Here is a 24,693-nt window from a genome sequence, read left to right on the forward strand (position 1 = left end):
GGTTTTCGTTATACAATACCAAGTAGGTTTTTCGTTTATTAACTTTTTGACAAACCCTTGATGGGACAAGCTTTTAAAGTGGTGAATTCAAATTTTAATCATTGGTTCAGAAACTAATTATATATTCACGCCCTCGTTTTATACATAATTAAATTAGTCGGAATTAACCGAGTGACAATAGAGTTCGATGGAGGAGAAGTAGCAGATGAGACAAAAAGGAGGCAACCTATTTTCGATTTTGAATATCCTTTTTTTGAGCGTGTTGACCCTGGTCACGCTATATCCAATGTGGCGGGAAGTGGCGGTGTCCTTCAGCGGCATGGAAGAGGCGATGAAAGGCGGCCTATTTTTATGGCCGAGAGATTTTACTACAGATGCTTACGTCAACATTTTACATTCTCGGTATTTATGGCTAGCGTACGGAAACAGCTTATTTATTACCCTAGTTGGCACGTTGATCGGCGTATTTTTGACGGCGGCAACTGCTTTTCCACTTATTAAACAAGATTTACCCGGCAAAAAAATGTTCGTTCTGCTTATTTTGTTCACGATGCTGTTCAGCGGTGGAATTATTCCTACCTATTTACTGGTTAAAAGCGTCGGACTGATCAACTCCTTATGGTCGTTGATTCTGCCGACGGCTATATCGGCGTATAACGTGATCGTTATGATGAGCTTTTTTCGAACGCTTCCCCGAGAATTGGATGAATCGGCGACCATGGATGGGGCTCATGCCATTCGTATTTTTGGCAGTGTGATTCTCCCGCTCTCTAAACCTGTACTCGCTACAATTGCATTGTGGGAAGCCGTTGGTTACTGGAACAACTATTTGCAGGCGCTTTATTACCTGAATGACAAAAGCAAGTACGTACTTCCCGTGCTCCTGCGGGACATTATCAACGGACAGACAATTGCCCAAATGACGGGGGAAAGCACGGGCTCATCGACAGAATCGGTGATTGCAGCGACGACCATCATGGCGGTGCTGCCGATCCTTATTGTCTATCCATTTTTACAAAAGTATTTCGTACAGGGGACACTGATCGGTTCGGTGAAAGCTTAAGATCAGCTTCAGACTTTATATTATTGTTGACTAGCTTTGAATAAGATTGAATAGGGGGAGTAAATACCATGTCATTTCGTACATATAAATCGATTCTAATCTTGACGCTTGCAGCTAGCCTTACAGCTGCGTGCAGCAGTAACCCCGAGTCCGAGAATGCCGCTAGCACGGAAGCTCAGCCAAATAAGGCTTCCGGCAGTGACTCCGCTAAGGTCACATTTAAGATTTTCCGCAACTTTCAAGCACCTGAATACCCTGCAGACGGCGGTCCAGCGAAGCAAAAGGTATTGGCTGCGCTGGATCAGGCGGGAATCAAAGGGATTGATTACAATATTTCAATGGCCTCTGGCGAGGAGTATAAGACCAAGCTCAATCTGCTTGCTTCTTCCGGGGACCTGCCGGATTACTTCAGTGTGCCGGATCTGCTGACATTAAACAGATTGACGGATGAAGGCTTGATTCTGCCACTGGACGACCTGTTAAAGAATGCGCCTAATGTCACGAAGTTTCTGAAGCCTGAAGATTTGGAGATTCTGAAATATAAGGGCAAACTGTACGGCTTGCCGCCGGGGTACCGTCCAGAGACCTTCAATGGACCTAACGTGAACGGGCTGGTCATACGCCAGGATTGGCTGGATACTCTCAAGCTGAAAACGCCGACCACCGTGGAGGAGCTTCATGATGTACTCAAGGCCTTCACGTTCAATGATCCAGATGGGAATGGGAAAAAGGATACCTTCGGCATCACGACTAACAAGCTTCTGGGAGCAGGCGCTAATGGTAATTATTTCAGCGCGGTATTCGGCGCTTTCGGTGTTATTCCGACGTTCTGGCAGCAGCGCGACGGACAGCTGAAGCAGGGAATGGTGCTGCCGGAGACGAAGCAAGCGCTTGCTTTGTTACAAAGCTGGTACAAAGAAGGCATCATCGATCCAGAGTTCCCCATCATGGAATCGAAGCAAATGAACGAAAAGATCATCAATTCCAAAGCGGGCATCTTCGAGGGAACAGCGTTTGATGCAGATCCGACAGGAGCAAACTATAGCGCTCTGAAGAAGACGGTTGCAACGGCCAAGCTTTCCTTCCTTACACCACCAGCTGGTGCGAATGGGAAAAAGGGGGCAGCCGAGAACTCGCCGGCATATAGCGATATCCGGGCGATATCAGCCAAAGCTAAGAATCCCGAGAAGCTGATCGAGTTAATCAACTGGTCGGCAGGTCCAGGCTTTGATCTCGTCACTTATGGGATTGAGAATGAGGATTATCAATTCGATAAAGACAAAAACAAAATTAAGCTGCTTGTCCCGAATTATTCCGAGTTGTATAAGAAAGGGTATTCGAATCCAATTCGCTTCCTGCAAGTTGTAGACCGCCGTTGGTTAACGGAAGAAGCGACAGCGGCTATGACGGTTTCCAACGATCCTCAAAATCTGGTTCACAACGAGTTCTGGAAGAGCGTTCAAGCAATGAACGATTATCCGGATATCAAGAAGCTTTGGGATGAGTATTTTGCCAAAATTGTCACTGGTGCATGGTCCGTCGATAAGTGGGATGAACTAGTCAAACGGTATTACCAAGAGGGCGGGCAGGAAATCGAGAAGCAAGTCAATGCCGAATGGAAGAAAGCGAAATAAGGCTCAAATAGCCAAAGGACGACGAATCGAATTCTGCTTGAAAAAGAAAGAGGGGACTGTCTATGTTTAATAAAATGCTTATCTCATATATGACTATCATAGTGATCCTCGTTTTGGCGGTCGGTTCGTCGTACCTGATGATTGTATCTCACGATATCAAATCCGAGCTTGCGCGATCGTCTCAGGGAGAGATTTCGGGGATGATGAAACATGCGGAATCATTAATAGAGAATATTGAGCAGCTATCCTTGCAAATTTCTCTGAAGCCCGGAGTTAATGAGGCATTAACGAATCCCTTTCCGTACACGATTTTGCAATATGGCCTATTAAAAAATCAGCTGAAAGATGAAGTTAATTCCAACAATCTGTTGTATTCTGTTTATTTGTATTTTCGTCTAAACAACCGCATTCTGACTACGAACGAAGGCCTCTATGCGTTGGATCAATTCTTTGATAAGCAAATCGTGACTACTAACTTCCAAGAGAGTAGCAGCAAGGGCTATCAGGTGCGCAGCCTGCAGGATACGTCGCCTTCGGAGCCAGTTGAATTGCTGACTTTCCATCGACTCGTGCCATTAACTGCGAAAGAACCGCTTGGGGAGCTCATTCTGAATGTGAAGCGTCAAGCATTCTTCGACGCCTTGTTTCGTTATGCGAATGTCGATAGCAGCAAGATGATGATCATGGACAGCGACAGCTATGTCGTTCTTTCAGAGAGCAATGCCAGAAGTAGAGGATTCACGACGGCTTTACGATCTATGAATGATGGACATTCGCTGCCAGGTTCCTCAGGGATGGTGAAAATAGAGGGGGAAGATGAGACCTATTTCCTCAGCTATGCTAGATCTGATACAAATCCGTGGTTGGTTGCCGAACGTATCCCCTACTCGGTTTACCAACTTGCTTGGAAAAGCAAGATGCATGCTGCCGTTCAAGTTGCAGCAGTTATCCTGCTGATCAGTATAGCGCTTGCCTGCCTCTATAGTATTCGATTCACTCGGCCATGGAAGAACATGGTGAGGGACTATGTTGATCAGCAGGCGGACTACCCAGGCAATATGGTGAAAAAAGATGAGAGCCAGCTGGTTGCCGAAGCGATCAGAGAGCTTGTTTCAGAGAACCGCTATATCAAACAAACGCTGGAGCAGAGTAAACCGATCATCCGTTTCCGGTTGATCTATGACATTTTAACCAATCGTGTCTTCGAAACTTCGGTGATGGCTAATCGGCTTCAGCATCTCGGAATCGTTTTCCCGCATGCTTATTATGCGGCGTTCATCGTTCGGGCAGACATGCAGTTATTGGAGGACCAGGAAGATTACAACGAGATTCGATTGCTGCTGTTCAGCACGATTGAGAATGAGTTGCGGAAGCGACTTTTTGCTGTAGGTACAATCCTTGAAAACCACCAGTTCGGGTTTATTCTGAATGTGCCAGTGTCTACTTATATGACCCAGCTTAAGCTGGAACTGGATGCTTGCTGCCAGGCGGTGAACCGGATCGGGCTGGAGGAGTTCGGAATCACTGTGCAGATTGCCTTCGGGGGCATTTATTCGGCTATGAACGGTTTGAACAAGTCGTACCACGAGGCGAAACGCGCGCTGCATAATACGGCTTGGACGTACCAAACAGATTGCGTCTTTTTTGAAGATTCGGTCGATGCTAGAAAATGGAGCTATCCGCTCGCGATTCAGAAGGAACTTCTGCGGCGTCTGAAGGCGGTAGACCGGGAGTCAGCCAAGTTGTCCCTCGACGAATTATTCGACCGCTATATGGTAGGCAAATCCTATTCGCGAGATGACGTGCAAGACACCATCACTTTGATGATGGGGGCTATCGTGCAAGAGCTGTACGAGGATGGTTATTCGCTCGATAAAGTTCATTTAAGGTTCCAATCCGTTAGTGAATGCCAGCATATTGGTCAAGTGAAGGAGCTTTTCTATGGGTATATCTCCGATATTATGAACCTGCTCGAACAGTTTCAGGATAATAAAATGAGCAATACATACATCAGTAAGGCTATTGCCTATATGCAAACTGATTATGACCGGATCGAATCTATCGCTGATATTGCCGATCATGTCGGTGTCAGCTCCAGCTACTTAAGCCGAATGTTCCGTGCGGAGACAGGGAAAGCACCACTCGATTATTTAACCCGGCTGCGCATTGATAAAAGCAAGGAACTGCTATTCGAAGGGAATTGCAAATATTCCTTGCAGGAAATATGCGGTCAGATCGGCTATCACGATGTGCAGAGCTTTATTCGATTTTTCAAAAAATGGGAAAAAATCACACCAGGTGAATACCGCAAACTGCGGTTAGACAAGGGAGGTGTCATATGAGCAGCCAAGCCAGCCATTCCAAGCCCTCGGTATTACGCGCAAAAGCAGCGCCACCAAGCTCTCTTATTCGAAAGCTGCTGAAATATAAATATTATTACGCGCTGCTGCTGCCAGGTCTTATTTATTTTATCGTGTTCAAATATGTTCCGATGGGTGGCGTTATCATTGCCTTCAAGGACTATAAATTAACGCAGGGGGTTATGGGCAGCCCTTGGGTCGGGCTGAAATGGTTTCGAATTCTATGGTCCACAGGGGATTTCTGGAATGCGCTGTACAATACGTTACTCATAAGTTTTTATAAGCTAATCTTTGGTTTTCCTGCACCCATCGCACTAGCTATTTTACTGAATGAGGTCATCAACCGCAGGTTTAAAAGGATTATTCAAAGCATTTTGTATTTCCCGCATTTTTTATCGTGGATTGTTCTTGGAGGCATATTGTTCGCCATCCTGTCACCGGGAACGGGACTGCTTGCGTGGTTAGGATTCAGCAGTTCCCCACTTATGCAGCCAGAATCGTTCCGGTCGCTGCTCGTAGTCTCCCATATTTGGAAGGAAGTTGGTTGGGGAACTGTCATTTATTTGGCGGCCATCGCAGGCATTAATCCAGAGATGTATGAGGCGGCACGCATGGATGGAGCTAATCGATTCCGACTAATTAGTCATGTGACGCTTCCGGCGATATCGGGGACGATCGTTATTATGCTGATACTCCGAACAGGACAAATATTGTCGGCTGGCTTCGATCAGGTCTTTATTTTATCTAACGATGTTGTGCTTCATGTTGCCGATATTTTGGACACGTATGTGTACCGGGTAGGTTTGAGTTTGGGACGTTTCTCGATTGCAACTGCTGCAGGACTATTTCAGTCCTTGGCGGGTTTACTGCTGCTCTTGTTCACCAACTGGCTGGCGCGTCGATTCAGCGATCAAGGATTATGGTAACTTGGAAAAAAATCTTAGGCAGATAAAATGAAGGAGATGGGATGTTTATGGCAGAAAAGGGAGCAGTGCGCCCGAATGTTATTGTATTTTTTACCGATCAACAAAGATGGGATACCACAGGGGTGCATGGCAATCCACTTGGACTTACCCCGAATTTCGACCGGATGGCCGTCGAGGGTACACACGTGAATCATTCAATCACATGCCAACCCGTGTGCGGTCCTGCTCGATCCTGCCTGCAAACGGGAAGGTACGCAACCTCTACGGGATGTTATCGAAATGGTATTCCGCTGCCTGCGGAAAACAAGACATTAGCCCACTATTTTCGTGAATCTGGCTACCGTACTGGGTATATTGGCAAATGGCATTTGGCGAATACAGAACCTGTACCTGAGGAGCAGAGGGGTGGCTACGAGCATTGGTTAGCTTCTAATGTGTTGGAATTTTCTTCGGATGCGTACGATACGGTCATGTACAATAATGAGAATGAACCGGTGTACCTGCCAGGTTACCGAGCCGATGCTTTAACGGATGCCGCTATCCAATTTGTTCATAAAGAGCAGAAACGGAACCGTCAGGAGAAGTCGGAAGATCCATTTTTCCTATTCCTGTCTTATATTGAGCCCCATCACCAAAATCATCTTGACAACTACCCGGCTCCAATCGGGTATGAGGATCAATATAGTGGTCGTTGGATGCCGCCAGATCTCGCAGCGCTCGGTGGAACTGCCCATCAGCACTTAGGGGGCTACTACGGGATGGTTAAGCGGTTGGATGAAGCTTTCGGTCGTCTGGTTGATGCATTGCGGAGCTTACAATTGCTGGACAATACGATCGTGCTGTTTACATCCGATCACGGTTGTCATTTCAAGACGCGTAACTCTGAGTATAAGCGCTCCTGCCACGATAGCTCGATTAGGGTGCCAACGGCTTTGATGGGGCCAGGCTTTCAAGCAGGAGGCAGAATTCAAGAGTTGGTTAGCTTGTTGGATCTGCCGCCAACACTTCTAGATGCAGCTGGCATTCCTGTGCCTGAGAGCATGCAAGGTCGATCCATCTTACCTTTGGCGCAGAAGAAAAGCGTGGATTGGCCGAAGGAAGCCTTTATACAAATTAGTGAATCCGAAGTAGGTCGAGCTATACGGACGAATCGTTGGAAATATAGCGTCCATGCACCGGATAAGAATGCTTGGCAGGATGCTGCTTCTGATGTCTATGAAGAGCAGTTCTTATATGATCTGCATGCGGATCCGCATGAGCTTAGCAATCTAATCGGCGTGGAAAGTTACGCAAGCATTACGGCTGAATTGAGAGAGCGGCTCATTGCCCGCATCATTGAAGCAGGTGAAGAGGAGCCGGTGATACGTCCTGCGAAAGCCAGAAAGCTGGAGCAGAGGCGGGTATCGGTTGCGGAAATGAGAGTGCCGCTATAAATAAAATTTTCGGCATGTATATTTATTATGTTTCGGGGCATACTATTATTTATTGCGTGAAAACGAAAAAGATAGAGAACCTGTTTACCGGATAATGTTCGCTTAGAAAAATGATATCCAAATTGTTGGAATTTAAAAATGGAATGAAGTATTGCCTGCAGCATGGTTAAATTCTCCTTTCACATAAAACGCATCAAAAAGAAGCTTGGATCGATGATCCAGCTTCTTTTTTTTTGACGTCAATGGCGTGGGAGCTGCAGCCACGGTCAAAGTGCGCTGTAACGTTGTTTTCACCGCTAACGTGTGGGAAATGAGCCGGGTAGAAGTTAACGTCGCAAAACAAGCTTATCCCCGACGTGAGAGTCTCGCTCCCGAGAAAGAGATGTCCCATCCAACAGCACAAGACAAGCTGCAAAAAGTACAGCAAAATGATCTCACTTTTGCCGTTTCCAGAGATAAACATGTAAAAAGTACATGTTATTCCTTGCCTTTTACCCGACATAAGCAGAAATCACCAATTTAGCTGCACTTTTTGCAGGATTTGTATGGCGCAAAACATTAGTCGCCATTCCGCTCCTTCACTATCAAATCTTGCGGCACCTGCTACAACATCTCCCGCCCCGCCTACCCAGCAGGGGGAACTACAGGCCGTTATTTTGCTGAAAATAGCCGTATCCGTCTTCGCCAGGGAACTGTGGTCCTTTATTTCGTCGCTGTGGGCAGAAACCTCGGCGGTTTGGGTGAAATAGGACCCTGTAGTTCGCCTGCCACGCCCGAAACGTGGCTTTTGGAAGAAATAAGGGAATGGAGTTCCCTTATTTCTTCCGGACGACCGAGACGTGCAACGTTGCTCATTACTCATTGAAGCTCCTTCAACGGTTCAAAGTTAGGATAAACATACGGCGAGCTCGGCGCGGTGATTTTATCAATTTGCGTGGCTTTGATGACGAAAATATCGTTGCCATTGTAGCTGCCATTTTGAACAGTACCCGTGACCTTGACCCACATGTCCTTGGGATACGTCGCGGCAGTGGGGAAGTCAATCATTACACCGTAGGGAGTTGCATCCGCGGAACAGCAGCTAACCGCAAATCGGCCAACGACAAATTGATTGCTTGTCATATTGTCTTCCCGATAGACAAAGCCAGTGAGTTCGATTTTTTTGCCGATAAAATTAGCCTTGAATAGGTCGATCGTAGAGAGAATCTCCATGTAAATCTCAGGTTTAACGACGATGGTATCCTTTTTATAAAGGATCATGCCGATTTTGGAAAAGTCTTCGTCCCATTCATTATCAGCATGAAATAATTGCTGTAAGTCCGCTTCCGTGTCAGGAGGAGCTGTCACAACGGGGCTGGAACTGGCTGGAGCCACTGTGGGTGCTGGAGGCGCTGTTGTTGTCACCGTTGTCGTCGTCGTAAGACTCGATTTGGAAGCGGAAAGATTCATCCCTTTGGCAGCTACCATCGTACTGCTTAAGGCAGTATCTGGAAGCACAAAGCCTACTAAAAGCGGCAAAATCAGCAGTCCATAGGCTAGTGTATTCCGCAAAACGGAGCGGGAAACGGGCTGCTCGCATTCACATGTGACAGGCCTTCCCCAGTAGGCACGCAAGGCCATGTACCCTTGAAAGCAAGCAATGATATACAAAATAACGGAAGCAACTTTCACATAAATCATCATTCGCGGCGCAATGTAATACGTAAGGGTATCCGACTTGGAAAGGATCACAATGTAGCTTGAGAATCCCAACAAAATTACAGTGCGTAAGAAGTAATGGAAACTAATTAAGCGAGCTTGACTCAACGTTATTCCTCCTTGAAAGCCAAATTTACAAGAAATGCTGGGCGAGCAGCGAGCAGCTGAGAACTGTAATGATAATCAAAATCGAGAGCAGGAGCACAAATTTAGATTTAAAGACAGAAAGCAGCATGAGCGTGCTTTTGAAATCCAGCATGGGACCAAATACCAGGAAGGTTAGCAGAGATCCAGGCGTAAACGAAGTCTGAAATGAGGAAGCGACGAAGGCGTCCGAAGTCGAGCATAGAGACAGAATGTAGGCGAAACCCATCATAAACACATGGGAGCTGATCGGACCCTGTCCAATCGCAAGCAGGCTTTCGCGCTGCATAAAGATTTGAATTAGAGCGGTAAGCAGGGAACCAAACACGAGATATTTGCCCATTTCGAAAAACTCATCAGAAGCGTGGACGAAAAAGGTGTTGATTTTGCTAGAGAAGCCGCTACCTTGATGCTGATGCCCCTCCCAATCAGCTTGATTCGAGAAGTTAGCGCGGCTGTTACGCAGTGGATTGCTTTTGATAAAACGATAAAGGAAAAGCCCGATGATAACAGCGGCAGCAAAAGCTAGTCCTATACGGGAGTACGCCATAGCAGGGTGATTTCGGAACGCCATGAATGTGGCTGCAAAAACAATGGGGTTAATAATAGGACCCGTTATGATGAAAACAACGGCTATGTAAACAGGCATTCCTTTGAGAATAAGCCTACGCACGACAGGGATCATACCGCATTCGCACATGGGAAAAAGGATACCTAACAAACAGGCAAATAAAATGCCGAGGATAGGGTTCTTTGGTATAAATCGGCGGATGGTTTGTTCGGAAACAAACGTTTGAAGCAGCGATGAGAGCAATACGCCTACTACAATGAAAGGGATCGCTTCTAATAGGATACTAATAAAAATAGTTTTAAATGCTTGGATTTGCTCCGTTTGCAGGACATCCGGCAGGGATACATCTTGGTTCCAAAAGATGAGGACAAGGAGCACGAAAATAAGGGCAGTCAAGACGTGCATGCTTGTTCGAAATACGGTGTTCGGCATTAGAAAAGGCTCCTTCATTTCAATTGGTTTGAGAGTCAATCAGCCGCTTATTCCAGTCATCCTCAATCAATTGCACATCCAAATCAAGCCCTATGAGAACAAGATAAGGCGCTTCTTGATAAGCAGTCGGGAGCCAATTCGTGCGTTTGCCTGCAAATTGCAGCAGATAGGCTTCACGTTTGGAGCCGATGCGTAAATAGCCTTTGGCGCGAAGAAGCGATTTTCCCCATTTCCCTAAGTAATGCTCCACAAGGCTCTGGGTGACCACAACCTCATGTTCAATCTGGATGGTAAGTGTCTGAACACGTGAAAAGGAAGTGGCGTGCTTAGAAGCCGGACGCGGTTCTTTGAAAGCTTTAATGGCGCGCATGTGTAAGCCTTTATTCAAATTAGGTGCTGCTGCTGGGGGCTGTGATTGTCTGGATTGTAGGCTGCCGAAAATGATGTCTAAATCCAGTTGACTGAATGTCGTTGGCAGTAACAAAGCCTGATGATTGAATTTTCGCACGGTTTTCTCAATAGACTTCAGCTGCTTGTCTGAGATGAGATCAATTTTATTCAATAGAAGAAGGTCGGCAACCTCGATTTGTCTCCTAAGCGTATGGACGAGCTCTCGATCTGAAGCAAAGATGCTGTTGTACGCAAGCACATTTTCGGCGTCGAGGACGGTGATGACTTTGTGAAGTTTCACATGGGGCAGCAGGGCAGGTTCTGTCAAGGCATCGACGATTTCTTCCGGGTTAGCGACTCCAGTTAATTCGATGAGAATAACATCCGGCTTGCGTTTTATTAGTTGTTTAAGCGAATCTTGGATATCGCTTTTTTTGCTGCAGCAGATGCACCCATCGAGCAGTTTGGTCAGTAGGAGATCTGGAGAAGCATCCTGTAGAAGGTGGCCATCGACATCTTGTTTCCCTAATTCATTCATAAGTACGGCTGGCTTGAGGCGAAAATCAGCGGCTTCTCGGAGCATGCGCAGGAGCAGAGTCGTCTTACCGCTGCCTAGAAATCCACTTAATATGATTACGGGTACTTTACTCATAAGAGGACTCCTTTTCACATTTCTTAAAAGTAATGTTTACGAATTAGATTGTAGTACAAATAAGGGATAGCTGCAAGATAAGCTTTTAAAATAAAAGGCAAGAAGGGGGGCATCCGTTGATTTCGTTGTTGACAACGTCTTTTTTACAAGCTATATTTGTCGTTGTAATAGTAATATTTACGATTTAAGGAATGATGGCCATCACTATTACATGTATAAGCAGATGCTGCTTTTTTTATTAATGTTTATTCGTAAATTTTACATTCAAGGAGGATTGTACGTATGTTAGTGGCTTCTTTGAAAGAGGTGGAGTTCGGATATAACGATATTCCCTGTATACAAGATGCTAATGTTGAGATTCAATCAGGTGAATTTGTTGCCGTTACTGGTCCCAATGGCGCAGCGAAGTCAACCTTGCTTAAGCTCATGTTGGGTTTGCTTGAACCATGGAAGGGGAAGGTGTTCTTATCATCTGCGAACGAAGAGGGCAGGAGGCTGCGGGTCGGTTATGTATCGCAGCAAATCTCAGCATTCAATAGTGGATTTCCCAGCACAATCCTTGAGTTTGTTCGTTCAGGCAGATACGCGAGCGGCTCTTGGTTCCGGAAGCTTCTGAAAGAAGATGACCGATTGACGGAGATGGCGCTGCGACAGGTAGGCATGTGGGATTTGCGGAAACGCAAAATAGGGGAGCTTTCTGGCGGACAGAAGCAGCGGATCTGCATCGCCAGAGCACTCGCCCAAGAGCCGGATATGCTTGTACTGGATGAGCCTACAACGGGGATGGATCAAGGTAGCCGGTTCGGGTTCTATGAACTTATGCACCATCAAGTCAAAGCTCACGGACGCACAGTTATTATGGTGACGCATAGTCTTGACGAAGTAGCCCCTTACCTCAATCGCATCATTGAACTGGAAAGAAAGGAGGATGGCGGATGGAAATGCTGCACTACGACTTCATGCAGCGGGCATTTTGTGCCGGTGGGTTAATCGCAATCATAGGTTCAGTTCTTGGCGTTTATTTGATGCTTCGAAGGCAAGCGCTCATGGCGGATATGCTCTCGCATGTCTCCTTGGCGGGAGTAGCAGGAGGTGCTTATCTGCACATCAACCCTACGTTATCCGGATTTGTTGTGGCAACCCTGGGGGCAATTGCTGTTGAATATGTGAGAAGATCCTATAAATCCTATAGTGAGATTTCTGTTGCGATCATCATGGTTGGCGGCTTGTCTTCCGCTGTCATTATTATGAGCCTTAATCCAAGTATCAATAAAGGGTTTTCCGCCTATTTATTCGGTTCCGTTGTTGCTGTCAATGAAATAGAGCTGTTGTTCATGCTCATCGTTGCCTTCATAGGCGGCCTCTTCTTCTTCGTATTTCGCCGGCCGCTCTATCAAATGACATTCGATGAAGATACAGCGAAAACGAATGGACTGCCTGTCAAATGGATTTCACTTGGCTTCAGTGTTCTAACGGGCATGATCGTTGCCGCTGCTATGCCTATTGTTGGTGTGCTCCTTGTATCGGCGCTAATTATTCTTCCCGCAGCACTGGCTATTCGTATCGCGCCTAGCTTTGTTTCGTCACTTTTTATCGCGATGGGGATTGGCTTGGTTGGCGTTTTTTCAGGTCTTACGGCTTCCTATGAACTAAGCACACCACCCGGTGGAACCATTGCGATTCTGTTATTAATCGTCTTAATTGCTGGTTTAAGCATCAAAAAGTTGATCGTAAAGTTCAGTAAAGCGAGCAACCAAAAAAGTCTTCAAGCCGAACAAACGGCATTCAGCGCTCTGCTTCCAGCTTCGCAGGAGTCTGCTTAATCATCATCATTTCAACCTATTTGGAGGAATAAATCACAATGAAAAAATCATGGATCGCAAATTCATTCGTATTCACCACTGTATCCACACTCATTTTATCAGGCTGTGCAGCTCAGTCCTCGGCCACCGGTAAACTCAACGTGGTCACCACCTTTTATCCAATGTATGAATTCACCAAGCAAGTAGCTGGCGAGCATGCAGACGTTATCGCTTTGATACCCTCGGGTACCGAGCCGCACGATTGGGAGCCCAGCGCCAAAGATATGAAGAAAGTCAGCAATGCGGATGTATTTGTTTTCAACGGAATCGTGGAAGGCTGGGCCGAACAAGCGCTTGCGAGTGCAGACAATCAGAAGCGTGTTGTCGTTGAAGCCAGCCAAGGCATCGACTTAATGGAAGGACTGCCGGAAGAAGAAGAGGACCATAAAGATGAAGACCACAAAGAGGCTGCTGATGGTAAAATCCTGGATCCGCATGTTTGGTTAAGTCCTGTTCTCGCTCAGAAAGAGGTGGAGTCCATTGCGGCTGGTCTGACTCAAGCTGATCCTGCACACACTGCGGATTATCGGAAAAATGCCGATGCTTACATCGCGAAGCTCAAAGCCTTGGATGAGTCCTTCCGAACGGGTCTCAGTACGGCGAAACAGAAAGATTTCGTGACGCAGCATGCCGCATTCGGTTATTTGGCCAAAGAATATGGATTGACCCAAGTGCCAATCGCTGGACTCTCGCCAGAAGAGGAGCCTTCACCGGCTAAAATGGCTGAAATCATCGATTTTGCCAAACAAAATCAAGTTAAGACCATTTTCTTTGAAACGTTAGTTGATCCAAAAGTGGCCCAAACAATTTCCAAAGAAATCAATGCGAAAACGGATGTGCTGAACCCGGTAGAAGGTTTGACGGATGAAGATATGAAGCAAAATTTGGATTACATCGCGATTATGACTAAGAATTTGGAAGCACTCAAGAAAGCTTTGAATGACTAATAAAGGAGAATGAATATGTCGGATCATAAAATACCAGTTACGGTTTTGAGCGGGTACTTGGGAGCAGGTAAAACCACGCTGTTAAACCACGTTTTACATAATCGGGATGGCTTAAAAGTTGCGGTTATCGTCAATGATTTAAGTGAAGTTAATATCGACGCTGGGCTTATTCGTGAGGGTAACGGGCTGTCTCGGACGAATGAGAGTCTGGTTGAAATGTCCAATGGCTGCATCTGCTGCACGCTGCGGGATGATTTGCTGAGGGAAGTGGAGCGGCTTGCCAAAATGAATACATTCGACTATATCCTGATTGAGTCAACCGGTGTCGGCGAACCTTTGCCAGTAGCTCAAACTTTCACCTACATCGATGAGGAGCAGGGCATAGACCTTTCCCAGTTTTGTCGGTTGGATAGCATGGTGACTGTTGTAGATGCCTATCGTTTCTGGACGGACTATTCTTCAGGCGAAACGCTGCTTGAACGAAGTCAAGCTGTTGGGGAAGACGACACAAGAGAAGTGGTGGATCTGCTGATCGATCAAATCGAATTCTGCGATGTGCTGATTATGAATAAATGCGACATGCTGGAGGAAGAGGAGCTGAATGAGCTGGAAGGCGTACTCCGCGCGCTGCAGCCAAAAGCCAAGTTTATTCGCTCTATGCATGGACAGGTGGCGCCAGCGGACATTCTGAATACGCATCTCTTTGATTTTGATGAAGCTAGCACATCCGCAGGCTGGATGAAGGAGCTGGCGAAGGAAAAGCATACGCCCGAAACGGAGGAATATGGCATTTCATCCTTCGTGTACGAAAGAGCTCGGCCCTTCGAGCCTTCGCGGCTGATGAGCTGGATGGAGGATTGGCCTGCAGAGATCGTGAGAGCCAAGGGGATTATGTGGCTGGCTACTCGGAACGATCAGGCCCAAAACCTAAGCCAAGCAGGTCCCTCTGTTCGGTTCGGACCCGCAGGGTATTGGATAGCTGCGCTTCCAGACGAGGAAAGAGAAGCTATCCTCGAGGAGGAAGAGGACCAGATCCCGTATTGGGATGCCACTTACGGGGATCGAATGAATAAGGTCGTATTCATTGGGATCGAGATGGATCGGGCAGACATTACAGCTTCGCTGGATGCCTGTTTGTTGACGGATGCCGAGATGCTCGTTGATTGGCGTCACTTTGAGGATCATTTGCCGAATGCTGTGACGGAATTCGTGGATGCTTAGGAAGCATATGAAGTTTACAGAATGGAAGATGAGGGTGCTCATCTTTCTTTTGTTGACAGGTACGAAATTTCGATGAAATGGATAATGACTAGCCGTCATTTTTGTGCTACTATTTCAATTAATCGTGCTACTGCACACGTGAACATTGAGAGGTGGGAATGAAAATGAGACATCGGCTAGTCATTTTTTTGATTCTATTAACTACCACAATTTGTATGAGTGGCTGTACAGTGGAGAAGCCAAAACCAGAAGCACAGCCAAAGGCAGAGGTAGGCAAGAAAGAACTCATTCTAGCTATCGGCGGTGAGCCCGAAGCCGGTTTTGACCCAACAACAGGGTGGGGGCGATACGGTTCGCCATTGTTCCAAAGCACACTACTTAAACGTGACAGCCTTTTGAATATTACACATGATCTGGCTACAAGTTATGAGGTTAGCCAAGATGGCATCATTTGGACAGTAAAATTGCGCAAGGATGTCAAGTTCAGTGATGGTCAACCACTAACGTCTGCAGATGTTGTATATACCTATCAAACCGCTGCGTCCAGCGGATCTGCCATTGATTTGAGCAATGTCAAGAGTGTAGAAGCGCCCAATGAGGCAACCATTAAATTTACACTGAAAGAGCCGCAATCTACGTTTACGCAAATGCTTGTTTCAACAGGCATTGTGCCCAAGCATGCCCACGGCAAGGATTATGCCAATAAACCAGTCGGCTCAGGTCCGTACAAATGGGTCCAATGGGACAAAGGGCAGCAGCTGATTGTTGAAGTGAACCAAGAGTACTATGGGAAGAAGCCGTTTTTTGAAAAGGTCACCTTCCTTTTCCTTGGTGAAGATGCCGCCTTTGCAGCAGCCAAAGCGGGAACGGTCGATATGGCTGCGATTCCTGCGGCGTTCTCCAAGCAAACTGTGAACGGCATGGAATTAAAAACAGCAGCGACCGTGGACAATCGAGGCATTATGTTTCCTTTTGTAAAATCTGGAGAGAAGACGAAAGACGGTTACCCGATCGGCAACGATGTCACAGCGGACGTATCCATTCGTAAGGCGATTAATGTGGCGCTCGACAGAAAGGCGTTGGTTCAAGGGATACTTGAAGGTCATGGTACTCCGGCCTATACCTTAAATGACGGTCTTCCTTGGTTTAATCCCGAAGCCGTTTTTGCAGATGCGGATATGAATGCTGCGAAGAAAATACTCGCAGATAACGGTTGGAAGGATACGGATAATGACGGAGTCGTTGAAAAAGGAACGCTGAAAGCAGCGTTTAATCTGCTGTATCCTGCCAGTGATGTCACGCGTCAATCGCTTGCTATCGCATCGGCAGATATGTTGAAGCCTCTGGGCATTGAAGTGAAGGCAGAAGGCAAGAGCTGGGATGACATCGAGAAGCAAATGCATGCAAATCCCGTTCTATTTGGATGGGGAAGTCATGATCCTTTGGAGATGTACAACGTTTACAGCAGTAAATATGGTGGAGTGGATTATTATAACCCTGGGTACTACAACAACGCGAAGGTTGAGGGATATATGAGCCAAGCTTTGAGAGCAACCAATGAAAAAGAGGCATGGGGTTTATGGAAAAAGGCGCAATGGGATGGCGAAACCGGCTTAAGCACGTTAGGTGATGCACCCTGGGCATGGTTGATTAATCTGGATCATTTGTACTTGGTGAAAACAGGACTTGATATTGGCAAGCAAAAAATCCATCCGCATGGTCATGGCTGGCCGGTAACGGATAACATCGAGGATTGGCAATGGAACTCGTAAAACGTGTAAGCCGAATGATGGCTCCCCTCCTTTTACGAAAAGGACTAGGACTGATCTTGCTTTTACTTGCTGTGAGCGCCGTTTCATTTATGCTCATTCACTTCTCACCTATTGACCCCGTCCAAGCTTATGTAGGTGCCGATATGATGAAGGTTAGTGCTGAACAAAGAGAAATAATCATGCAATACTGGGGATTGAATGAACCCCCGTTAAAGCAGTATTGGAACTGGCTGGGCGCTGTGGCAAGCGGTGATATGGGAACCTCCATGATCTACAGAAGACCGGTGCTAGAGGTGATTGGCGAACGATTCGCTGCCTCACTTGCGCTTATGGGGACTGCTTGGGTGCTCTCTGGTATCATCGGGTTTGTTTCAGGCGTCCTTGCTGCTATGAATCGGAATACTTGGATCGATCGGCTTATCCGTTGGTACTGCTATACGCTATCCTCGACACCTACCTTTTGGATTGGCTTACTCTTTATGCTCGTATTTGCGGTATGGCTCGGATGGCTGCCTGTTGGTCTAGCTGTTCCTGCCGGGGTTACATCAGATGATGTCAACCTGCTCGATCGCATCCGTCATATGCTGCTGCCAGCATTGACACTTAGTGTAACCGGTGTTGCGGCAATTGCTCTGCATACGCGAGAAAAGCTCATTGATGTTATCAATCAAGATTATTGGACATTTGCAAGAGCAAGAGGGGAGCGGGGCTTCCAAATCTTTTGGAGACATGGGCTCAGAAATGTGGCACTTCCCGCAATTACTCTGCAATTTGCTTCGTTTAGTGAGCTATTTGGCGGAGCCGTTCTTGCTGAGCAGGTATTTTCGTATCCTGGGCTTGGGCATGCGGCTGTGGAGGCGGGACTTCGAGGCGATGTTCCGCTCTTGTTAGGCATTGTTTTGTTTAGTAGCGTGTTCGTTTACTCAGGAAATGCGATGGCTGATATGAGTTATCGCCTTATTGATCCCAGAATGAAAGAGGGCGGGAAGTCATGAAGCATGTTATAAGCGGTAACAGGGCGAGGTATCCAAGGTTTCATGCCGGTCATAAGCTCGGGTTAACTTCGCTTGCTGCTTTCCTTGTCTTGCTTACCATTTTCGCGATGTCTGTTTGGATGGATGCTTCAGGTTTGTCTACCAACTTGGCTCAGCGTAATTTCGCGCCATCTGCTGCGCACCCTTTTGGAACGGATTGGTTAGGTAGAGATATGTTAACACGTACGATCAAAGGACTGGCACTTAGCCTTGGGGTCGGGGTTGTTGCAGGAGCTTCAAGCGTTATTATTGCCGGAATTATGGGGCTTTCGGCTGCTGTAATGGGGAAAACCGTGAATCGACTCGTGAGTTGGCTGACGGATTTGTTTCTCAGTGTCCCTCATCTTGTAACGCTGCTGTTAATTGCTTTTGTTCTAGGTGGAGGTGCCAAAGGGATTATCATAGGTGTGGCACTAACGCACTGGCCTAGTCTAACAAGGGTTATACGTGCTGAGGTGATGCAGATTCGTTCGGCATCGTATGTCTCCATATCGCGTAATTTCGGTAAATCCAGTTGGTGGATTGCGACAAGACATATCATCCCTCACTTGCTGCCCCAACTATTGGTCGGGCTTATTCTTATCGTTCCTCATGCCATTTTGCATGAGGCTGCCGTTACTTTCATCGGGATGGGACTTTCCCCGCATGAGCCGGCGATTGGCATTATTTTATCTGAATCGATGCGTTATTTATCCTCTGGTATGTGGTGGTTGGCGTTGTTCCCTGGCTTATGCTTGCTGTTGTTGGTTAGGGCTTTTGCCATGTTGGGAGAGAACTTGAAGATGTGGGTAGATCCAAGACGTGCACATGAGCATTAAACAAATTTTAAGCCTGGAAAAGAGGGAGTCACTTCTATGTTGGAAGTCAGTGAACTTTCGATCAGCTTTCATCGGTTGGACCGCCATTATCGCCCCATACATACGGTAGCTATTCATAAATTGGAACTTTCTATTGAGGCAGGAGAAATTCTAGCCGTCGTAGGCTCAAGTGGTTCCGGCAAAAGTCTGCTAGCTCACGCCATCTTGGGCATACTTCCTCGCAATGCTCAGGTTACGGGGACGATTAACTTTAAAGGTGAGAAGCTGACTGCTGACAGGCAGCAAAGTCTGCGTGGGAAAGACATAGCGCTGATCCCTCAGTCCGTGCAGTATTTGGATCCCTTAATGCGGGTTGGAGATCAAGTCAAACAAGCGGTTCGGCGAGGAGATCCCGCCGTGCTTCAGCAGAAGGCTTTTAACAAATATAAGCTATCCGACTTTGTCGCTAAACTGTTTCCCTTCCAGCTCTCGGGAGGAATGGCCCGGAAAATTCTCGTCTCAACGGCAACAGTAAGTGGTGCTCAACTATTGATTGCAGATGAACCTACACCGGGGCTGGACCCTTCTTCTATGCGTGAGACGTTAGGTCGATTCAAGCAGCTGGCGGAGGAAGGGTGTGCGGTGATGTTGATTACGCATGATATTGAAGCTGCTTTAACGATAGCTGATAGGATTGCTGTGTTGTATGCGGGGACGGTAGTTGAAATTGCATCCCGCAGTGATTTCACAGGGGATGGGGAGAGGCTGCGTCATCCGTATACCCAAGCGTTATGGAGAGCGCTCCCCGGCAACGGATTTGTTCCTTTACCTGGGGCTCAGCCGCTGCCTGATGCGCTGCCGACGGGATGTGTTTTTGCTCCACGATGCGCTCTAGCCACCTCGGAATGTGAACAGTTCCCTCCCGAGTCGCGCACAGTAAGAAGCGGAAGGGTCAGGTGCATACATAGTGCTTGAGGGGAAATCTTTGGGGTATCGTTATGGGAAAGAGGCGTGGGTGTTCCGAAACCTCGATATTCATTTGGAAGCCGGAGAGATCGTAGGACTCATCGGGCCAAGTGGTTGCGGGAAGTCCACGCTAGGGCAATTACTTGCAGGCCATGTGGGACTGCAAGAAGGACGCGTAAGCGTGGACGGTGTTCCACACGGACAGGGGAAAGGGTTGCGGAACCCTGTCCAGCTCGTGCTGCAGCATCCTGAACAAGCGGTTAATCCGCGGTGGAAACTGCGGAAAACCTTGCAAGAATCAGGGGTGATAGACCCGTCTATGCAATCGGAACTATCGATTGAAGACGACTGGTTAGATCGATATCCGAACGAGCTGTCCGGAGGGGAGCTGCAGCGGATTTGTGTGGCTAGAGCGCTGGGGGAGCAAACGCGTTATCTCATTGCTGATGAGATGACCACCATGTTAGATGCCATTACACAAGCGCAGATCTGGCGTGCGGTGCTGAGCTTTGCTGAACGGCAGCGTGCTGGCGTTTTGGTGATTAGTCACGAGCAGGAGTTGATTAAGCGGTTGTGTGATCGGGTGATTAGCTTTTGATATAGCCATTACCTATATCTAGATATAGGTAAATCCAGTTACTCTATAGCCACATCTCTATGATATCTTCTTTATAACAAATTGTAGAATATGATGCTAAGGAGCAATTTACTGTGGAACAATTACGCAAACAAGATCCTAAAATTGTTGAGGCAATGAATCTGGAAATCGGCCGTCAACGTGACAAAATTGAGTTGATCGCTTCTGAAAACTTCGTCAGCGAAGCTGTGCTGCAAGCGATGGGGACGGTTCTGACGAATAAATATGCGGAAGGCTATCCAGGTAAACGTTACTATGGCGGCTGCGAGTATGTAGATATCGTTGAGGATATCGCGCGTGATCGTGCAAATGAATTATTTGGCGCAGAACATGCCAACGTGCAGCCACATTCTGGCGCACAGGCCAATTTGGCGGTATATTTAGCTGCTCTGAAGCCTGGCGATACGGTTCTTGGCATGAACTTGGCGCATGGTGGTCACTTAACCCATGGTAGCCCTGTTAATGCTTCAGGTATCTTGTATAATTTTATTCCTTATGGTGTAAGAGAAAGTGATGGGTATATTGATTACAACGAGGTACGCAAATTGGCATTCAAGCATAAGCCTCGTATGATTGTGGCTGGTGCCAGCGCATATCCTCGCACGATTGATTTTGAAGCATTAGGTTCGATTGCAAATGATGTAGGAGCCTTGTTCTTTGTGGACATGGCCCATATTGCCGGATTAGTTGCGGCAGGGTTGCATCCTAGCCCAGTTCCACACGCCCACTTTGTAACAACAACTACGCATAAAACGCTTCGCGGACCCCGCGGCGGAATGATTCTCTGTCGCAAGCCTTGGGCTGCAGCGATTGATAAAGCGGTATTCCCGGGGACGCAAGGCGGACCCTTGATGCATATTATTGCCGCTAAAGCAGTTGCTTTTGGTGAAGCGCTCCACGCAGATTTTAAAACGTATGCTCAAAATGTTATTCTTAACGCCAAAACGTTATCAGAGGAACTATTGGCAGAAGGTGTCAATCTTGTATCCGGAGGGACAGATAATCATCTGATGCTGATCGACTTGCGTAGCCTGAACATCACAGGTAAGGAAGCGGAACATTTACTGGATGAAGTAGGAGTAACCGTGAACAAGAACGCCATTCCTTTTGACCCTGCGAAGCCGATGATTACTAGCGGAGTCCGAATCGGAACGCCAGCTGTTACCGCCCGTGGCATGGATCAAGAAGCTATGAAAAAAATTGCCGAAATTGTGGCGTTAACATTGAAAAATCCAACGGACGAAGCTGTGCATAACCAAGTACGCGGGATGGTAAGTGATCTGACGGCGCAATTCCCATTATATCCAGGGTTGAGCTACTAAATTTAGATTTAGCTCTGGGCCAAGTATTTGATCTTTGGATCAAATACTTTTTTTATTATAAGAAAATTTCAGACAAAAAGTTGGTGGGCATAGTGAAGTATGAATTTCCGGGTGCTTTGCTGAATCAAAAGATTATTTTATCAAGGGATTGCCTTATTGGAGAGGCTAATTGTGTTCTGATTTTTGCTTTTTTTCAAGGTAAATTGATTCTTGTTAGACATAACTGCCGGGGGTGGGAGCTGCCTGGAGGAAAAAGAGAGAGGGGCGAGACAATTCTTCAAACAGTTCGAAGGGAGATGCAGGAAGAGGCTGGCGGAGAGCTCGATGCGATTGAGAAAGTTGGACAATATCTAATTTTTGAAAATGAGAATCTCGTGTTTGTGAAAAATATTTATATTTCCACGGTCAGTGTTCTTAGAGATCTTCCGGACGGTTTTGAAACAAATGGTATCATGTTAGTAGATGATATTCCGAAGCAAGTTGAGATTATGAATGACAGCACTTTTAGTCCTTATATGAAAGATAATGTTTACAAGATCGTTTCCGAATGGATTAAGGATCATCGATTTATTGGTGATAGTTACAAGGCTTGTCCTGAATGCTATGAAATAAATTATGAAGTAGACAAAACGAAATAAACGATATAACATTAGCGATGACAAAAGATAATATGCTAAATAAGGGTGCAAGTATACGATTTGGATGCTTGCTTAAAAGGGAAGTTCGGTACAAGCCGACGCGGTCCCACCACTGTAATTGCCGAGTAACTCTTTCATATGCCACTGACTTGTTCACGAGATTGGGAAGGCGAAAGAGAAGCGATGACGCATGAGCCAGGAGACCTGCCTTTATTTATAGTAGGTTACTAATTCTTTGGGGGTGGGAATTAGCAACAATAGATTATGCCACGGCATAATTCTTACTATTACAACATGTTATTCGTGCGAACGTATGGATGTACAGCCACCCTAGTTTTTTAGGGTGGCTTTTTTGCGCTGTTGTCCAAATTTGGTAGGAAAGAGGAATGACAAAGTGACAAGAGAAATGGCGATTGTCGTTGCTATGAGAGCTTATAAAAAAAGATAGTATGGAATTATAGGCTTGCAGAGCGCAGGGAGAAGGAGCAGAATAATTTCTGCTCCTTCTCTAATATGTATGATGAGTAATGGAGGGATATAAGTGAGAACTTTGAAAAAGCTTTCAGCACTACTTCTTATTCTTTGTCTTTATTTAACCAGTTCGATTCAAGTTTTTGCAACAGCGGATAAAACTGAAATTTCGCAGGCTATTTCCAACACTGCGTCCTATCTTACCAAAACCGTTTCAGAACCGGAGGTTGGCTCAATAGGCGGAGAATGGGCAATTATAGGGCTTGCTCGATCAGGATATTCAACGCCGCAGAGTTATTATGATAATTACTACAAGGTCGTAGAAAAGTATGTTAAGGAGCTTGGCGGCGTTTTGCATGACAAGAAATACACGGAGTATTCGAGAGTGATTATAGCATTAACCGCTATCGGCAAAGATCCTTCAAATGTAGCGGGCTATAACCTGTTAGAGCCTTTAGCGGATTTCGATAAAACGATATGGCAGGGCATTAACGGGCCGATTTTCGCCCTTATTGCCTTGGATTCAGGTAAATATAAGTTGCCTATGAACAAGAACGCGAAAACCCAGGCGACTAGGGAAATGTATATCGATGAAATTCTGGCAAGGCAGCTCGCAGACGGGGGATTTGCTTTATCTGGCAACAAAGCTGACCCTGATGTTACGGGTATGGCTTTGCAAGCTCTCGCTAAGTATCAGAATAGGGATAACGTGAAAACAGCAACAGTTAAGGCTATTGAAACACTGTCCAAACTGCAGAATAGCTCAGGGGGCTATGCTAGCTGGGGGACTGAAAATTTGGAAAGCACGGCGCAAGTTCTCATGGCTTTATGTGAGCTTGGTATCGATCCGGAAGACCCTAGATTTACTAAAAGTGGTCACAATCTTATCGACACCTTGTTAAGTTATTATCGAGAAGGACAGGGATTTCTGCATACGGCTGACGGCAGCGGTGAAAATCTGATGTCTACGGAGCAGGCATTTTATACGTTGGTCAACGTACAAAGGGTAGATGCAGGGAAAACTAGTCTCTACAACATGGCAGATGTGAAAAAGGGGTCCCAGACGAATCCGGGCAACGAAACCACGACGCCGGAAAACGGAGGATTACCGAATAAAAATAAAGATGTTAAACCAAGCGTCATCCTTAGTCCTGGCGGAACTTTTGCTGATATTCAAGGGCATGTTAATCAGAAGTCTATAGAAGCTATGGCTGCCAGAAATATTCTTAACGGCATATCTGACACCCAATTTGCACCGGATCGAACAATGACAAGAGCTGAATTTGCTGCCATTGTAACCAGAAGTTTAGGCCTGGCACCCAAGGCAGCGGATGTTTTCAAAGATGTCTCTGCAGGAAGCTGGTATGCACCCTATGTAGGCACGGCTTACAGCTATAACCTCATCCAAGGAACATCAGCGGATACATTTACTCCTGAACAAACGATTACCCGGCAGGAAGCTGCTGTGATGGTTGCCCGTGCAGCCAAACTCAGTGGCATGGATACGAATGTACAGGACATCGAAATACGGGATATGCTTGCTCAGTTTACGGACTACACGAAAACGGCAGAATGGGCAAGAGCAAGTCTAGCTTTTTCTTACAAAGCACATATTTTATCGCAAGAAATGATAGAGATCCTACCTGAAGCGGCTGTAACGCGCAGTGAAGTATCTGAAATGCTATACCATCTATTGATGGGATCTAAACTTTTGTGAAACAGG

The 24,693-nt window shown here is 46.5% G+C and carries 21 protein-coding genes and 1 riboswitch; of the genes, 17 read left to right on the forward strand and 4 right to left on the reverse strand.

Annotation, left to right across the window (positions count from 1 at the left end; genetic code table 11):
• The first annotated feature begins 259 nt into the window (after positions 1-259).
• The 5 genes from GQF01_RS31900 to GQF01_RS31920 all read left to right on the forward strand — a co-directional run bounded on the left by GQF01_RS31900 (position 260) and on the right by GQF01_RS31920 (position 7,416).
• Entirely contained in the window at positions 260-1,063 is an 804-nt protein-coding gene (locus tag GQF01_RS31900; RefSeq protein ID WP_328803575.1) for a carbohydrate ABC transporter permease, read from the forward strand.
• A gap of 68 nt (positions 1,064-1,131) precedes the next feature.
• Positions 1,132-2,697, forward strand: a complete 1,566-nt coding sequence (locus GQF01_RS31905) for a type 2 periplasmic-binding domain-containing protein (protein WP_161411082.1) — start codon at positions 1,132-1,134, stop codon at positions 2,695-2,697.
• A gap of 62 nt (positions 2,698-2,759) precedes the next feature.
• On the forward strand, positions 2,760-5,039 hold the full coding sequence (locus tag GQF01_RS31910) for a helix-turn-helix domain-containing protein (protein WP_161411083.1): 2,280 nt from the start codon (positions 2,760-2,762) through the stop codon (positions 5,037-5,039).
• On the forward strand, positions 5,036-5,983 hold the full coding sequence (locus tag GQF01_RS31915) for an ABC transporter permease (RefSeq protein ID WP_161411084.1): 948 nt from the start codon (positions 5,036-5,038) through the stop codon (positions 5,981-5,983). Before GQF01_RS31910 ends, GQF01_RS31915 begins: the two co-directional genes overlap by 4 nt.
• 47 nt (positions 5,984-6,030) lie before the next feature.
• Entirely contained in the window at positions 6,031-7,416 is a 1,386-nt protein-coding gene (locus GQF01_RS31920) for a sulfatase-like hydrolase/transferase (RefSeq protein ID WP_161411085.1), read from the forward strand.
• A 193-nt stretch (positions 7,417-7,609) separates the two neighbouring features.
• Here GQF01_RS31920 and GQF01_RS31925 read toward each other — a convergent pair whose 3' ends face one another.
• From GQF01_RS31925 to GQF01_RS31940, 4 genes are all read right to left on the reverse strand, one after another.
• Positions 7,610-7,879, reverse strand: coding sequence for a hypothetical protein (locus tag GQF01_RS31925; RefSeq protein ID WP_161411086.1), 270 nt, complete (start codon positions 7,877-7,879; stop codon positions 7,610-7,612).
• 395 nt (positions 7,880-8,274) lie between these two features.
• Positions 8,275-9,222, reverse strand: a complete 948-nt coding sequence (locus GQF01_RS31930; RefSeq protein WP_161411087.1) for a TIGR03943 family putative permease subunit — start codon at positions 9,220-9,222, stop codon at positions 8,275-8,277.
• A 25-nt stretch (positions 9,223-9,247) separates the two neighbouring features.
• Complete coding sequence (locus GQF01_RS31935; protein WP_161411088.1) at positions 9,248-10,261, reverse strand: permease; 1,014 nt, start codon at positions 10,259-10,261, stop codon at positions 9,248-9,250.
• Between the two features lie 19 nt (positions 10,262-10,280).
• A complete protein-coding gene (locus GQF01_RS31940) occupies positions 10,281-11,303 on the reverse strand; it encodes a CobW family GTP-binding protein (protein ID WP_161411089.1) in 1,023 nt (340 codons plus the stop codon).
• A 282-nt stretch (positions 11,304-11,585) separates the two neighbouring features.
• Here GQF01_RS31940 and GQF01_RS31945 point away from each other — a divergent pair, with 282 nt between their 5' ends.
• The 12 genes from GQF01_RS31945 (at position 11,586) to GQF01_RS32000 (ending at position 24,687) form a co-directional block, all read left to right on the forward strand.
• Positions 11,586-12,293 carry a metal ABC transporter ATP-binding protein gene (locus GQF01_RS31945; RefSeq protein ID WP_161411090.1) on the forward strand — a complete coding sequence of 236 codons (708 nt, stop codon included), beginning with the start codon at positions 11,586-11,588 and terminating at the stop codon, positions 12,291-12,293.
• Complete coding sequence (locus tag GQF01_RS31950; protein WP_161411091.1) at positions 12,239-13,126, forward strand: metal ABC transporter permease; 888 nt, start codon at positions 12,239-12,241, stop codon at positions 13,124-13,126. The genes GQF01_RS31945 and GQF01_RS31950 overlap by 55 nt, the downstream gene beginning before the upstream one ends.
• 38 nt (positions 13,127-13,164) lie before the next feature.
• A complete protein-coding gene (locus GQF01_RS31955; RefSeq protein ID WP_161411092.1) occupies positions 13,165-14,112 on the forward strand; it encodes a metal ABC transporter substrate-binding protein in 948 nt (315 codons plus the stop codon).
• A gap of 9 nt (positions 14,113-14,121) precedes the next feature.
• Positions 14,122-15,333 (forward strand): GTP-binding protein, encoded by a 1,212-nt coding sequence (locus tag GQF01_RS31960; protein ID WP_161411093.1) that lies wholly within the window; start codon positions 14,122-14,124, stop codon positions 15,331-15,333.
• Positions 15,334-15,497: 164 nt separating this feature from the next.
• Positions 15,498-17,105 (forward strand): ABC transporter substrate-binding protein, encoded by a 1,608-nt coding sequence (locus tag GQF01_RS31965; RefSeq protein WP_202556794.1) that lies wholly within the window; start codon positions 15,498-15,500, stop codon positions 17,103-17,105.
• The gene (locus GQF01_RS31970; protein WP_161411095.1) at positions 17,093-18,100 is read left to right on the forward strand and encodes an ABC transporter permease; all 1,008 of its coding nucleotides are present in this window, start codon (positions 17,093-17,095) and stop codon (positions 18,098-18,100) included. The genes GQF01_RS31965 and GQF01_RS31970 overlap by 13 nt, the downstream gene beginning before the upstream one ends.
• Positions 18,097-18,957 (forward strand): ABC transporter permease, encoded by an 861-nt coding sequence (locus GQF01_RS31975; RefSeq protein ID WP_161411096.1) that lies wholly within the window; start codon positions 18,097-18,099, stop codon positions 18,955-18,957. Before GQF01_RS31970 ends, GQF01_RS31975 begins: the two co-directional genes overlap by 4 nt.
• A 36-nt stretch (positions 18,958-18,993) precedes the next feature.
• The gene (locus GQF01_RS31980) at positions 18,994-19,911 is read left to right on the forward strand and encodes an ABC transporter ATP-binding protein (RefSeq protein ID WP_161411097.1); all 918 of its coding nucleotides are present in this window, start codon (positions 18,994-18,996) and stop codon (positions 19,909-19,911) included.
• Between the two features lie 10 nt (positions 19,912-19,921).
• Positions 19,922-20,500, forward strand: a complete 579-nt coding sequence (locus GQF01_RS31985; protein WP_202556795.1) for an ABC transporter ATP-binding protein — start codon at positions 19,922-19,924, stop codon at positions 20,498-20,500.
• A 113-nt stretch (positions 20,501-20,613) separates the two neighbouring features.
• Positions 20,614-21,861, forward strand: a complete 1,248-nt coding sequence (gene glyA / locus GQF01_RS31990; RefSeq protein ID WP_161411098.1) for a serine hydroxymethyltransferase — start codon at positions 20,614-20,616, stop codon at positions 21,859-21,861.
• Between the two features lie 92 nt (positions 21,862-21,953).
• Positions 21,954-22,499, forward strand: coding sequence for an NUDIX domain-containing protein (locus tag GQF01_RS31995; protein WP_161411099.1), 546 nt, complete (start codon positions 21,954-21,956; stop codon positions 22,497-22,499).
• Positions 22,500-22,525: 26 nt separating this feature from the next.
• Positions 22,526-22,725: riboswitch (cobalamin riboswitch) on the forward strand.
• Between the two features lie 315 nt (positions 22,726-23,040).
• A complete protein-coding gene (locus tag GQF01_RS32000) occupies positions 23,041-24,687 on the forward strand; it encodes an S-layer homology domain-containing protein (protein WP_161411100.1) in 1,647 nt (548 codons plus the stop codon).
• Positions 24,688-24,693 lie beyond the last annotated feature (6 nt).

The organism is Paenibacillus silvestris (assembly GCF_009882985.1).
GTDB lineage: Bacteria > Bacillota > Bacilli > Paenibacillales > NBRC-103111 > Paenibacillus_E > Paenibacillus_E silvestris.